The 13,219-nt window shown below is 54.7% G+C and carries 14 protein-coding genes; 8 read left to right on the top strand and 6 right to left on the bottom strand.

Annotated elements, in window-relative coordinates:
- Window positions 1-46 precede the first annotated feature (46 nt).
- Together HCI85_RS05285 and HCI85_RS05280 are read left to right on the top strand one after the other, a co-directional pair.
- Window positions 47-736, top strand: coding sequence for an energy-coupling factor ABC transporter permease (locus HCI85_RS05285; protein ID WP_167142721.1), 690 nt, complete (start codon window positions 47-49; stop codon window positions 734-736).
- A 104-nt stretch (window positions 737-840) separates the two neighbouring features.
- The gene (locus tag HCI85_RS05280; RefSeq protein ID WP_167142718.1) at window positions 841-1,056 is read left to right on the top strand and encodes a hypothetical protein; all 216 of its coding nucleotides are present in this window, start codon (window positions 841-843) and stop codon (window positions 1,054-1,056) included.
- A gap of 3 nt (window positions 1,057-1,059) precedes the next feature.
- Here HCI85_RS05280 and yacG read toward each other — a convergent pair whose 3' ends face one another.
- The 5 genes from yacG to pilB form a co-directional block, all read right to left on the bottom strand.
- Entirely contained in the window at window positions 1,060-1,260 is a 201-nt protein-coding gene (gene yacG, locus HCI85_RS05275) for a DNA gyrase inhibitor YacG (RefSeq protein WP_167142714.1), read from the bottom strand.
- Complete coding sequence (gene coaE / locus HCI85_RS05270; protein WP_167142711.1) at window positions 1,257-1,868, bottom strand: dephospho-CoA kinase; 612 nt, start codon at window positions 1,866-1,868, stop codon at window positions 1,257-1,259. The genes yacG and coaE overlap by 4 nt, the downstream gene beginning before the upstream one ends.
- A 153-nt stretch (window positions 1,869-2,021) precedes the next feature.
- Window positions 2,022-2,888 carry a prepilin peptidase gene (locus tag HCI85_RS05265; RefSeq protein WP_167142708.1) on the bottom strand — a complete coding sequence of 289 codons (867 nt, stop codon included), beginning with the start codon at window positions 2,886-2,888 and terminating at the stop codon, window positions 2,022-2,024.
- 3 nt (window positions 2,889-2,891) lie between these two features.
- Window positions 2,892-4,112 (bottom strand): type II secretion system F family protein, encoded by a 1,221-nt coding sequence (locus tag HCI85_RS05260; protein ID WP_167142704.1) that lies wholly within the window; start codon window positions 4,110-4,112, stop codon window positions 2,892-2,894.
- Between the two features lie 3 nt (window positions 4,113-4,115).
- Window positions 4,116-5,819, bottom strand: coding sequence for a type IV-A pilus assembly ATPase PilB (gene pilB, locus HCI85_RS05255; RefSeq protein WP_167142701.1), 1,704 nt, complete (start codon window positions 5,817-5,819; stop codon window positions 4,116-4,118).
- Between the two features lie 233 nt (window positions 5,820-6,052).
- Here pilB and HCI85_RS21085 point away from each other — a divergent pair, with 233 nt between their 5' ends.
- The 5 genes from HCI85_RS21085 to HCI85_RS05230 all read left to right on the top strand — a co-directional run bounded on the left by HCI85_RS21085 (window position 6,053) and on the right by HCI85_RS05230 (window position 9,449).
- Window positions 6,053-6,238 (top strand): prepilin-type N-terminal cleavage/methylation domain-containing protein, encoded by a 186-nt coding sequence (locus HCI85_RS21085; RefSeq protein ID WP_167142698.1) that lies wholly within the window; start codon window positions 6,053-6,055, stop codon window positions 6,236-6,238.
- A 19-nt stretch (window positions 6,239-6,257) separates the two neighbouring features.
- On the top strand, window positions 6,258-6,710 hold the full coding sequence (locus tag HCI85_RS05245; protein WP_167142695.1) for a hypothetical protein: 453 nt from the start codon (window positions 6,258-6,260) through the stop codon (window positions 6,708-6,710).
- A 98-nt stretch (window positions 6,711-6,808) separates the two neighbouring features.
- Window positions 6,809-7,702 (top strand): ABC transporter permease, encoded by an 894-nt coding sequence (locus HCI85_RS05240; RefSeq protein ID WP_241693731.1) that lies wholly within the window; start codon window positions 6,809-6,811, stop codon window positions 7,700-7,702.
- Complete coding sequence (locus HCI85_RS05235) at window positions 7,699-8,550, top strand: hypothetical protein (RefSeq protein WP_241693730.1); 852 nt, start codon at window positions 7,699-7,701, stop codon at window positions 8,548-8,550. The genes HCI85_RS05240 and HCI85_RS05235 overlap by 4 nt, the downstream gene beginning before the upstream one ends.
- Complete coding sequence (locus tag HCI85_RS05230; RefSeq protein ID WP_167142692.1) at window positions 8,550-9,449, top strand: ABC transporter ATP-binding protein; 900 nt, start codon at window positions 8,550-8,552, stop codon at window positions 9,447-9,449. The genes HCI85_RS05235 and HCI85_RS05230 overlap by 1 nt, the downstream gene beginning before the upstream one ends.
- 108 nt (window positions 9,450-9,557) lie before the next feature.
- Here the strand turns inward: HCI85_RS05230 and nadC are convergent, their stop codons facing one another.
- Window positions 9,558-10,406 (bottom strand): carboxylating nicotinate-nucleotide diphosphorylase, encoded by an 849-nt coding sequence (nadC, locus tag HCI85_RS05225; protein WP_167142689.1) that lies wholly within the window; start codon window positions 10,404-10,406, stop codon window positions 9,558-9,560.
- 366 nt (window positions 10,407-10,772) lie between these two features.
- Between nadC and HCI85_RS05220 the strand changes: the two genes are divergently transcribed.
- Window positions 10,773-13,088 carry a DUF1631 domain-containing protein gene (locus HCI85_RS05220; RefSeq protein WP_167142686.1) on the top strand — a complete coding sequence of 772 codons (2,316 nt, stop codon included), beginning with the start codon at window positions 10,773-10,775 and terminating at the stop codon, window positions 13,086-13,088.
- Window positions 13,089-13,219: the final 131 nt, after the last annotated feature.

Below are 13,219 nucleotides of genomic sequence, written 5' to 3'. Positions count from 1 at the left end.
TTGTAGACTGCACAAGTCGGCCACGATGGCTTGGGGGTTGTTCCACATGATTGCCGCGCACTTGTTGTCTTCCACCAGTCTGATACTGGGTTGGCTGATCTATCTGCCGCTGCTGTGCTGGGCGATCTGGCGTGCGCCCTGGGTTGAGCTGTGCAGTGATCTGCGTCGTCAGCATTTGCTGGGTGGTACAGCGCTGGCGCTGTTTGTACTGTGGCTGGTGCGTCGGGATTTCGACTCGGGCCTGTCCTATCACTTTATCGGCATGACGGCGGTCACCTTGCTGCTGGATTGGCCGTTGGCCATGCTGGTGGGTTTGATTGCCCAGCTGGGTTTGCTGGCACTGGGTAAGCAAGATCTTGCCGCCTTGGGTGTTAACGGCGTGCTGCTGGTGGTGATACCCGTGTGGGTGACCGAAGCCTGCGCGCTTTGGGTTGAGAAAAAGCAGCCGCGCAATCTGTTCGTCTACATATTCTTCAGCGGCTTCTTCGCCGCTGCGCTGGCTGCTTTGCTGTGTATTGCTGCCGCTTTTGCCCTGCTCTGGGTGGATGGGTTGTTCCCGATGCCGCCCTGGCTGGAGGATTTTATCGGCTACCTCTGGCTGGTGATTTTCCCCGAGGCCTTTATCAACGGCATGCTGGTGACCGCGCTGGTAGTGTTCTATCCAGACTGGCTGGAGACCTTCAACCGCACGCGTTATCTGGCCGCGCCCTGGAAGGGGGATGATCTGCCGCGCTGATGGCGCGCCCTTCAGCGTTTCGATTGCGTTGTGCAGGTTGATTCAGATCAAGTTGCGCGAATGGCTATGCGCGATCTTGCATCTATCAACAGAGAGGGCGTGACATGGGCGTGCATCAATGGGCGCGGCAGGCAATCGAGCAAAGTTTGCAGGGTGTTGAGGCGCAGGATTTCGATCAGGCCATGGTACTGCGGGCTTTGCTCAGCGCAGTGGTCGAGCGCAGCCGGGCCGGGCGCAGTGCGGCGGATCTGGCCGCAGAACTGCAGTTTCTCGCGGACAATCTGGATGATGATCGCGATTACAGCTTTATGCGGCCTTGAATATCAGTGCCCGCGAGGCGGTAACTCCCCAGAGAACAGATCGTCCTCCAGTGGATTGCCGGCAATTGCGTGCTCTTCTGAGGCCCAGGCGCCGAGGTCGATCAGCTTGCAGCGTTCGCTGCAGAATGGCCGGCTCGGGCTTTGCGGGCCCCATTCTACGGGGGCGCTACAGGTGGGGCAGGCGACTAGGGTTGGCGTACTCATGCTTGGCCTCCGCGTAGGCTTAGGTAAAAGGTGTGGAGTCGTTCCACTTCGGCTCGCAGCCAGGGCAAGTCTTGATCATTAAGCAGTACGTCATGGGCATGCTGCAGGCGTTCTGCACGGCTGGCCTGGGCTTTGAGAATAGCCTGCACCTGTTCGTTGGAGCTCTGGTCGCGAGCCATGGTGCGCTGCACTTGCAGCTTTTCAGGTGCGTCCACCACCAGTATGCGCTGGGTCAGCTTGTGCTGGCCTGACTCAACCAGCAGTGGCGAAACCAGAATGGCATAGGGTGATTCTGCGCGCGCTAGGTACTGGATGATTTCCTGGCCGATAAGCGGATGCAGTAGCGCTTCGAGCCAGCGTCGCTCACTGGCATCGGTAAAAATCCGGTTGCGCAGTGCTGTGCGATCAAGCTGGCCGTCGGCCTGCAACACATCGCTGCCGAAGTGCTCGGCTATCTTGGCCAGCGCTGGCTTACCCGGCTCAACCACCCAGCGCGCCGCATGATCGGCATCGACCAGATGCACACCCAGATCAATAAAGTGCTGAGCGACAGCGCTCTTGCCGCTGCCAATGCCGCCGGTTAGGCCAAGAATCCAGGGTTTTGTCATCAAGGTGCGAGCTCATGCAGGACATACAAGGGCGCGATTGTAGTGCAGCGGCTTGGCTGATGGCGAACCATAGAGGGCGGCTCAGTTCTTGAGCCGCCGACGGTCACTGGTGTGACGTGCCAGCCCGGCTTTAGCCAGGGCTATGACGCTTTTTTAGAACCCTGCAATCTGCAGGTAGCTGGAAGTGATTTGCTCACCCCAGATCAAGGCAATCCAGCCGGCAATCGCCAGATAAGGACCAAAGGGGATAGGCGTGCTGGCTTCCGCGTTTCGCAGGCGCAGCATGATCAAGCCCAGCACCGCGCCAACCAGAGATGACAGCAATATCGTCAGCGGCAATACCTGCCAGCCACCCCAGGCGCCGAGCATCGCCAGCAGCTTGAAGTCACCGTAACCCATGCCTTCCTTGCCCGTTACCAGCTTGAACAGCCAGTACACCGACCACAGGCTCAGATAGCCAGCAATCGCGCCCCAGAGCGCATCTTCCAGGCTGGTAAACAACCCAAAGCTATTGGTAATCAAGCCAAGCCACAGCAACGGTAGCACCAGCGAGTCTGGAAGCAGCTGATGATCCACATCGATCAGGCTCATCGCCAGTAAGCCCCAGGTCAGCAGCAACAACGCTCCCGCCTGCCAGGTAAAACCGAAGTGCCATGCGATAAAAGCCGACAACAAGCCACAAGTCAGCTCAACCAACGGGTAGCGCATGCTGATTGGTGCTTTGCAGCTAGAGCACTTACCGCGCAGAAACAGGTAGCTGATAACCGGAATATTTTCCCATGGCTTTATTTCATGGGCGCAGTGCGGGCAGCTTGAGTTGGGCAATACCAAATTGAATGCTGCGGCCTGAGGCTCGGCAGGCAGCTCTAATATCTCGCGGGCCTGTTCGCGCCAGTCACGTTGCATCATGATGGGTAAGCGGTAAACCACTACGTTGAGAAAGCTGCCAATTAAAAGACCGAGCAGCAGGCTTACACAAACAAAGGCCGGCAAGTTGCCGGCCAGAAAGTTGAGCATCATAAATTAGCCAACCACTGCGCCGAGTTGGAATATCGGCAGGTACATGGCTATGATCAAGCCGCCAACGAGTACGCCGAGTACCGACATAATCAGCGGTTCCATCAGTGTTGTGAGGTTGTCTACAGCGTTATCCACTTCGGCCTCGTAATACTCCGCGGTCTTGTCTAGCATTTCATCCAGTGAGCCGGACTCTTCACCGATGGCGGTCATTTGTATGGCCATGCTTGGGAATACGCCAGTAGTGCGCATGGAAAAGTTAAGCTGGGTACCAGACGATACATCATTGCGGATTTTTGCGATTGCTTGGCGGAACACCACGTTACCAGCAGCGCCTTCAACCGACTGGAGACCCTCCACTAAAGGAACGCCGGCCGAGAATGTGGTTGAAAGGGTGCGTGCAAAGCGCGCGACCACTGCTTTGTAGAGAATATCGCCAACAATCGGTGCTTTCAGCAGTGTCCGATCTAAAAAATCACGGAATTTTTCAGATCGCTTATGCGCCTCCTTGAAAGTAAAACCGATTACAAAGAATGCAAATATGAACAGATACCACCACTCCTGTAAGCCTCGCGACATATTAACCACGACTTGAGTGAATGCTGGTAGTTCGGCACCAAACCCAGCAAATACACTCTCAAACTGCGGAACCACCTTGATCAAAAGGATTGCCGTGACGATAACGGCTACGACCAGTACCGAAATAGGGTAGGTCATGGCCTTTTTGATCTTGGCTTTCAATGCTTCGGTCTTTTCCTTATAGGTCGCGATTCGGTCCAGCAGGGTTTCCAGAGCACCGGATTGCTCGCCGGAGTCAACAAGGTTGCAATACAGATCATCAAAATATTGCGGCCGGGTGCGCAGCGAGGCAGCAAAGCTATTGCCCGCTGCGACCTCCTGCTTAACGTCATTAATCAGTGTGCGCATATTAGGGTTGTCGAAGCCCTCGCCAATAATATCGAAGGCCTGTAGTAGAGGGACGCCAGCCTTCATCATGGTTGCCATCTGCCGGGTAAACAGGGCGATATCCATGGGTTTGATCTTTTTGCCGGCACTGAAGAGCGGCTTGGGTTTCTTCTTGACCTTAAGCGGATTGATGCCTTGTTTGCGCAATTGCGCCTTGACCAGGGCAGGGTTCTGGCCGTTGATTTCACCCTTGATCTTTGCACCTTTCTTATCGGTGCCTTCCCACGCAAAGGTGCTGATGCTTGGAGCTTTGGCCGCCATGGCTTAATCCTTGGTCACACGGTTGACTTCTTCAAGGCTAGTGATGCCCTGCATTGCTTTCAGTAAGGCGGAGGTGCGCAGGTCATTGAATCCGTCTTTGCGCATTTGTACGGAAATATCGATGGAGTTACCTTCCTCCATGATAATCCGTTGCAGGGCGGGCGTGTTTTTAACTACTTCATATATTCCGACACGGCCTTTATAGCCGCTATTGCAGTTTTCACAACCAACAGGGCCGTAAAGCTTGAGTGTGTCGACTTTTTCGGCTGGGAAGCCTTCTTCGAGTAGGGCTTCTCGGGGTATTTTCACCTCTTTTTTGCAGCTGTTGCACAGTTTGCGTGCCAGGCGCTGGGCAATGATCAGGTTGACTGAGGTGGCGATGTTGAACGACGGTACGCCCATATTGCGCAAGCGGGTCAGGGTTTCTGCGGCGCTGTTGGTGTGCAGGGTTGACATCACCATGTGGCCGGTTTGTGCTGCCTTTACTGCGATGGAGGCGGTATCCAGGTCGCGGATCTCCCCCACCATGATGATGTCCGGGTCCTGGCGCAGGAAGGCTTTCAGTGCGGCGGTAAAGTCCATGCCCTGCTTGGGGTTAACGTTGACCTGGTTGATGCCTTCCAGGTTGATCTCTACCGGGTCTTCGGCTGTGGAGATATTTACATCCACGGTATTGAGGATGTTCAAGCCGGTGTAGAGCGATACGGTTTTGCCGGAGCCCGTCGGGCCGGTTACCAGAATCATGCCCTGCGGTTGCTTGAGGGCGGTCATATACAGGTCTTTTTGCGACTCCTCATAACCCAGTGCGTCGATGCCCATTTGTGCACTGGCCGAGTCAAGAATTCGCATCACAATCTTCTCACCCCACAAGGTAGGGCAAGTGCTCATGCGGAAATCGATGGATTTGTTTTTGGATATGCGCATTTTAATGCGCCCATCCTGCGGCTTGCGTCGCTCTGAAATATCGAGTCCGGCCATGACCTTGAGGCGAGCAGAAATGCGTGGTGCCAATTGGATCGGGGGGCGAGCAATTTCCTGAAGGATACCGTCGGTGCGGAAGCGTACGCGGTAGGTTTTCTCGTAGGGTTCAAAGTGCAGGTCTGACGAGCCCTTTTTGATCGCGTCCAGCAGCATCTTATGGACAAAACGCACCACAGGAGCGTCGTCTGATGAATTGCCGTCGTTGTTGTCCTGATTGTCATCATTTACAGCTTCGACATCCACGCCGTCGAGGTCGACATCGCCCAGTTCTTCCATGCCGCTATTGGCGGTATCGAAGAATTTTTCGATGGCATCGGTCAGCTTGTCATCTTCAACCAGCAAGGGTTCAGTGGTTAAACCGGTGGAGAACTGTACATCGGTAACCGCTTGGTGATTGGTCGGGTCCGATACGCCAACAAATAGTTTATTGCCGCGACGGAAAAGCGGAATAACTCGGTGCTGGCGAACCAGTTTTTCGCTGATCAGGTCGCGTGGCTGACTGTCTTTCTCAATGGCGCTTAGGTCGCAAAAAGGTACGCCAAATTGTTCTGCAGCCACCTCAGCTACCGCCTTGCTGGTAGTGAGCTTATTCTGAACAAGGTAAGAAACCAGCGGGATTTTATTGCGCAGTGCTTGCGCTTGTGCCTGAGAAGCAGTGCTTTCGCTTAGTAGCTCGGCATTGACCAGTTGCCGTGCCAGGCCGGTTAGATTGGGGGCTTCGCTCATGATTTATAGGGCGCTTCTTGCCAGATGGAGTCGTTGTCTTATAGCTCAAATTTAGCGGTAGCCCAAGCAAGGCGGTTTAGGGTGACAAAAAACGGCAGATGGTGCCCTGTTGAGGGGTGTGCTTATTGTCGTTGTTGGATGCTGAACGGTTAAATGGGGGCTTTCGAGTGTTGGCATGACCTGTGCTATACCTTATGTAGGTCGCTGACCTTAACCACAACAGGAGCTTATCCATGAAGTCTCTCAAGAAACAAAAAGGTTTTACCCTGATCGAACTGATGATCGTAATTGCGATTATCGGTATTTTGGCTGCTATCGCTATTCCACAATTTAATGAATATCGTCAGAAGGCAAACGATACTTCAGCAGTTGCTGATGTTAAGAATGGCGTGACTTCCATTATTTCATCGCTGCGTTAATTAAGCTCAGGAGGCTGACATGAAAAGAATTACTATGGTTTGTGCTGGGCTTATGATTTCTGGTGCTGCTTCGGCTATCCAGCTCCCATCTTCGGGTGCTGTGGAAATGAACGTTTGCCAGCCGCTGAATGAGAACGTGAGAATTAATTTGAGTACTGGCGTGTTCGCCGGTGTAACTTGTAGCGCAAACTCCGTTGCGCTTTCGGCCTGCCATAGCACTGGCAAGGTTACTACGCGTAGTGTTCCGGTCAGAACTGTTGCTGCGAATGCCGCTACCGGTGTTCCGGAGCACTTAGAAAACTGCACTATCGACGCGAATGATGCCACTTGTGTGCTCACGCCAGTAACTGGCCCTGCTATGCCTGCAGCCACTACCCGTCTGGGGACTGTTAATACCCAGTATCCAGGCGGTGCAACTTGCACTGTTGGTGGCGCAGAAGCTAATTCTCAGGTTATGAATGCGACGCAATAACTATTCTTTGGTGGGGTGGAGTTGATGTTGACGTCGGCTTGCCTCGGTTTGGTTGTTGTGAGAGTCAATGAAAATGGCGAGATTTCTCGCCATTTTCATTGATTAAAATTGTCGATTTGACTGTTTCGGGTGCGCGGTTTGCTGTTGTTGAAGCTGCTGATTATCCCGGGCGATTTTTTAATATGACGATATTTCGTGATTTTTTAAATTCGCTTCGCTTAGTGCTTAAAGCGAATTTTGTATGGATTGCTGCGGGTGTACTGCTAGTCGTGATCTTGACTACAGTGTTATCCGCCTTTTTTGGTGGGCGGCAGCCGGCGACTGTAGCTTTGGACGTAGGGTTTTCCACCATTCGTATGTTGGTGCCCTTGCTCATAGTACTGTTGGTTCAAGAGCTGCTGTCACGTGAGTTCGATAAACGCTATTACCTGAATACACTGGCCTATCCGCAGGGCCGAAGCCGCCTGCTTTTCAGTCGGTTTTTTGCAGTGCTAGCGGTGCTCTTGTGTCTTATGCTGGTGCTGGGTGGAGTGCAAGTTTTTTTGGTGGGATATATTGGGGATTTGTACCCCCGTGACACGCCCGTAGCGTTAGGCCAACCATATCTAATCGTGCTTGGATTTTTTGCGCTTGATTTTCTGGTTTTGGCGGCGCTAGCGACACTATTGGCGGTTACGGCTTCGACTCCAAGTTTCGTACTGATTGGCACCTTTGGGTTTATGTTAGTGGCTCGATCTTATGGCGCTATCATCGACTTACTCAGTAATGATTCAGGTGTGGTAGGGCGTGCGGAGGAATACCGTAACGGCTTGGGAGTATTAGGCTATTTGATGCCTGACTTAGGTGCGTTGGATATACGCATGTTGGCACTCTATGGGCGGGCTGAATTTCTTCCTGCGGATTGGCCATGGTTGCTATTGAGTAACTTGGCTTATGTTGTTGCTCTGCTGTCCTTGGCTGTCTTGGCTTTGCAGCGCAAGCGTTTCTCATGATCATGCGTAGTTATCGTTGCGGGTCTTTATGGCTGGCGTTGCTGGCCTTCGCTGTTTTCTCCATATCTTCGCAATGGCGTTCTGACACGTCTCGCCTAGCGCCTTCGGAGTTTGGACGTGATGGGCGTGTAGTTATCGCAGCACCTGTATTGTTGCTTTTGTTTGGTGGTGATCGATTTCTGGCGGCCAACCTTGAAACTATACGCTTAGCCTCGACCGGTGTTGATTGGGGGCAGACTGATACGGGGTATCTGGTTCGTGCTCAACAAGTGGTTGCCGAGCTCAACCCTTGCCATGAAGACAACTATTATCTTGCTAACGGTCTGCTCACTTGGGCGGGGGCAGATCGCGAAGGGAGCGAAGTTTTACGCCGGGCTAGTTCCTGCCGGTTTTGGGATGAGCTTCCTCCCTTCTTTTACGGATTTAATAAGTTCTTCTTCGAGCGTGATGTTGAGGCCGCTGCTGTCTATCTTGAAGAGGCCGCTTCGCGCGCAACGTTTAACGCCGCTAGTTTTCGTAAATTCGCCATTATGCTCAAAGCTGAGCAGATTGAAGATGAGCGTCTAGCCCTTGAGTTTTTGCAGGATGAACACAGCAGGGCGTCTGATCTCCAGCTAAAGGCGATGCTTGCCAAGCGTGTTCAGCGCTTGGAGGGCTTGGTGATGCTCCGTGAGGCCCAGCGCCGCTTCGAGGCGCGGGAAGGTAAGTCGCTAGCGACCCCTGAGCAGTTACTTGATAGCGGTTTGCTAGAGTCATTTCCTGAAGATCCACTCAGGCTTGGTTATGAATTTGTTGACGGGCGCTTTTTGCTGACGAAGCTTAAGGTCGCCGGTGTGGAGGGGCCTTAGTGTCTACAGTTCTAGAATTTAAAGGCGTCAGCCATACCTTCCGCGGTAAAGGCAAAGAAGTTCAGGCGCTGCGTGATGTCAGTTTTAGCCTGGTCGAAGGCGAAGTCTTCGGCTTTGTCGGCCCTAATGGCGCGGGCAAGTCCACCACCATCAAAGTGATGCTCGACATCATCAATGATTATCAGGGTGAAGTGCGCATCTATGGTGTAGATGCAAAGCGTGCAGAGGCCAGACAGCCCCTGGCCTTTGTGCCTGAGTCACCTGCGTTGTATGAGCAGTTCACCCCGCTGGAAATCCTGCGTATGGGTTTATCCATGTATGGCATTAAGCGCAAAGATGCCGATGCCTGGTGCATGCAGTGGCTTGAACGGTTTTCTGTTGCGCAGAATGCCAGGCGACGGATTCGTGAGCTTTCCAAGGGTAACGTGCAGCGCGTCGCTCTGGCCCATGCCATGGTGGTGCAGCCTAAATTGCTGGTGCTGGATGAGCCTTTATCGGGGCTTGATCCGGTGGGGCGCAAGGATGTGGTAGATATTCTTACGGAGTACAAACAGCAGGGCGGGGCGATTTTCTTTACCTCCCATGTGTTGCATGACGTGGAGCGTATTGCCGACCGTTTTGGCTTTATCAATAAAGGAGAGTTGCTGACAGTTCGCTCGCCTCGTGAGTTGGCGGCAGAACGGGTTGATCAGATGTTGGTGCGCTTCAATGCGCAGCAGCCACTGCTGGAAGGTTGCAAAAAGTTGCGCGAGATGGAATTTGAGTGCGAATTATCGCAGGCAGATTTGCCGGTGTTTATTGCGCAGCTTAATAGCGCAGGTGGTCATCTGCTGACTATCAAGCCGGCCGTGTCATTGGAAACCGTGTTCTTCAATATTCTTGAACAGGCTGCGCATTAATCGTGCGTAGGATGGGTTGAGCGTAGCGATACCCATCATTGAGGCCCGCATGGGTATCGCTTTGTTCATTCAGCATGATGCGACCTATCCTACAGAATTGTTGTATGGCTACAGAGTCAGCCGCATCGACAAATCTACTGCCTTTACGTCCTTGGTCAGCGTGCCAATCGACACATAGTCCACGCCAGTCTCCGCAATCGCCCGCAAGGTGCCTTCGGTTACGCCGCCTGAGGCTTCAAGTCTTGCGCGGCCAGCGGTGAGGGTTACTGCTTCACGCATTTCCTCCAAGCTCAGCTCATCAAGCATGATGATGTCAGCTCCTGCATCTAAAGCCTGGCGCAGCTCTTCCAAGCTCTCCACTTCAACTTCCACCGGCTTGCCGGGCGCGATCTTGTGCGCGGCGGCGACTGCTTGTGCAATGCTGCCGCAGGCGGCGATATGGTTTTCCTTTATAAGGAAAGCGTCATATAGGCCAATGCGGTGGTTATGGCAGCCGCCTTGCGTCACGGCGTATTTCTGCGCCAGGCGCAGGCTGGGTAAGGTTTTGCGGGTGTCGAGCAGTTTGACGGCGGTGCCTTGTACCAAGTCGGCATAGTGCTGGCAGCGGGTGGCTACAGCGGAGAGGGTTTGCAGGAAGTTCAGGGCGCTGCGTTCGCCGCTGAGTAGGGCGCGAGCTGGGCCCTCTAGCTCAAACAAGACTTGGTTGGCCTCGGCGCGTTGGCCGTCCTGGATATGCCAGTGCACGGTGACCCGTGGATCGAGTTGGCGGAATACGGCATCGACCCACGCGGTGCCGCAGATGACTGCGGATTCGCGCGTGATGACCTTAGCGTGCGCCAAGCGCTCGGCGGGGATCAGTTGGGCGGTGATGTCGCCGCTGCCAATATCCTCTGCCAGTGCGCGGCGCACATTGGCCTCGATTTCGTGAGCGAGGTCGGCGAGGATGAGGTTAGGCATGATGGGCTCCAGTCAGCAGAATGCGCCGATTATAGGGACTGATGGCTGTTTGCGCAGTCTTTGCAGCTGTTCTCTGGGCCCGGCGGGGCTATGCTGAAGAGGTTCTTCGTTGGCTGCATGCAGCCGCTACACAGCGTTGTGTTGCGTTCGTCGTATGCAGGTAACCGTTGGTAGGCTGTGATGCTGCATCTGTGACGCCTGTCATGTCTGGAGGAAAAGTCAGCTTGGTATGCGAGCGCGCATCCCTATAATGACTTTACTTTTTATGAATTTGTTGACGCCAGGCCTTTGACGTTACGGATGACGCTCAGTTGATCGCTGTGCAGATCGGTTCGCCCAAGAGGGGCAGTCTGCAGGAGACTCGCAATGAAGACTGATGCGAATGTGGTGCACCTGAGCAAGGTGAGCCCTGAGCAACCGCCCACTTCGCCGGTAGGAAGACTGCCTGTGGCGCTTACAAATCTGCGTGACAAAGCGGCGCAACAGCTGAAAACGGCGTTGCAGGCGCTGTTCGACAATGCGGACGATACGCTGTTCGAGATGGCGGATCGCGCCACCAGCAATGCTGAGCAGAATGCGTTCTTTGAGGCGATGCGCGATCTGCGCTTGAAGCGCAAAAATATCGAGCGCGGCTTTCTGCAAAAGGTCTTTGAGGCCTTTGCAACCCTGAATCAATATGAAATCGGTAAGCCTGCGCCTTTGGATGCTGTGTCGTTTGACACCCTGTCGCTGGTGCAGAACGACGCGCTAGAAGAGTCAGTTGCTCTGGATTCGATGGTGGCTAAAGTTGTCAGTCGCGACGGCGCTGCGCTCAGCCACCTGACCACGCGCTTCAACGCCATGGTCAGCAAGAAGCTGGACGACAAGAGCAACCCTGTCGGTCCGACCAGCCTCTGCGAATTTTTCCTTGATGCTTGCAGCAGCTTGGGCGTCGAGATACGGGTCAAGCTGATCATCCTTAAGCTGTTCGAGAAGTACGTACTCAGCGACCTCGATCAGTTGTATGCCGAAGCCAATCAGGCACTGATCGCCGCCGGCGTTTTGCCCGAGCTTAAATCCGCCCCTGCGCGGCGTAATCCTTCGCGCGCCAGTGCACCGGCAGGCGGTGTTCGTCAGGATGCATCGTCGGAACTCTCAGCTGAGTTTGCTGATGAAGGCGTGCAAGAAGTGTTTGGCGCACTGCAGGAGCTGCTTTCCCAAGCGCGTGGCTCGGCGATTCCGCGGCGCAATCGCCCGGCCGATGCGATGCCGATCTCCAGCAATGACCTGATGCGCCTGCTCTCGCATATGCAGCAGCGTGCGCCTGCACAGGTCAGCGATGATTTCGATCTGCGTGAGCAGTTGGAAGGTTTGCTCACCCGTGCTAGCGCCAAGGCGGGCAAGGCTCGGGTGGTCGGTGAGGTCGATGAAGACGTTATCAACCTGGTGTCGATGCTCTTCGAATTTATCCTCGATGACCGTACCTTGCCGGACTCACTCAAGGCATTGATTGGCCGCTTGCAGATTCCGATGCTGAAAGTGGCGGTGATCGACAAGACCTTCTTCAGCCGTGGTAGTCATCCGGCCCGCCGCCTACTCAATGAAATTGCCTCTGCTGCCCTCGGTTGGGGTGAGCAGGACGATGCGCAGCGCGACAGCCTGTATCAAAAGATCGAGCAGGTGGTGCAACGCCTGCTCAATGATTTTGTTGATGATCCGGTGATCTTCTCCGAGCTATTGGCCGAGTTCCTGGCGTTTACCGGAGACGAGCGCCGCCGTAGCGAGCTGCTTGAGCAGCGTACCCGTGATGCTGAGGAAGGTAGCGCGAAGGCTGCAATGGCGCGGCGTGAGGTCGAGCAAGCACTCAATGAGCGGCTGCTCGGCAAGACTCTTCCAGAAGTTGTGGTGCGTCTGTTGCAGGAAGCCTGGAGTAAGGTGTTGATGCTGACCTGCCTGAAGCATGGCGTTGGGTCGGCAGAATGGCAGGCCGCGTTGGCGACCATGGATGATCTGGTCTGGAGTGTTGAGCTGCACGAAGAGCCGGAAGCGCGCATGCGTTTGCTGGAAATGGTGCCGGGGTTGCTCAAGGCACTGCGTGAGGGCATGGCCAGCGCGGCCTTTGATCCATTCTCCACCGGTGAATTCTTCAGTCAGCTGGAAGCCTTGCATGTGCAGGCTTTCCAACGCTTCAAGCGCAGCCTGCCGGAAGAGCATCCGCAGGATGATGCCCCCGCGCTGGCTGAGATCGACGAAGAGCAGCGTGCTGCTTTGGCCGAGGCCGGTATCGAGTTGCCATTGCTGGAGCTTCCGGCCGCGGAAGTGGTTGAAGAGCCGACGATGGTCGAGGTGGTGGAAGAGATCATTCTGCTGGCGCCTGGCGAGCTGCGTGCAGCTGAGCCGGAAGCCAGCCTGCCGGACGACGATGAGTCGCTGCTGCAGGTCGATAATCTGCGGGTCGGAAGCTGGGTCGAGTTTCAGGAAGATGAAGAGCACAAGCTGCGTTGCAAGCTGGCAGCGGTGATAAAACCGACCGGCAAATACATCTTCGTCAACCGTACCGGTATGAAGGTACTGGAAAAAACCCGTATGGGGCTGGCCGTGGAGTTCCGCCGCAGCGCGATTCGCTTGCTCGATGATGCATTGCTGTTTGATCGAGCGTTGGAGTCGGTGATCGGCAACCTGCGTAAGCTCAAAGGCGCTTAATCGACTCATATTGATGCATTACGACAACGCCGCCAGGGCATAGCCCAGGCGGCGTTTTTGTATCTGCGCGCTGCTTGGGCATTCCCCTTGGCCTTGAGCCGGTGCTGCACTAGAGTGGTAGCTCGTTCAAG

It is taken from the genome of Pseudomonas sp. OTU750018, assembly GCF_011636575.1.
Lineage (GTDB): Bacteria > Pseudomonadota > Gammaproteobacteria > Pseudomonadales > Pseudomonadaceae > Aquipseudomonas > Aquipseudomonas peli.
The sequence above is the reverse complement of the archived record's forward strand: the minus strand, read 5'-3'. Positions and strand labels throughout refer to the sequence as shown.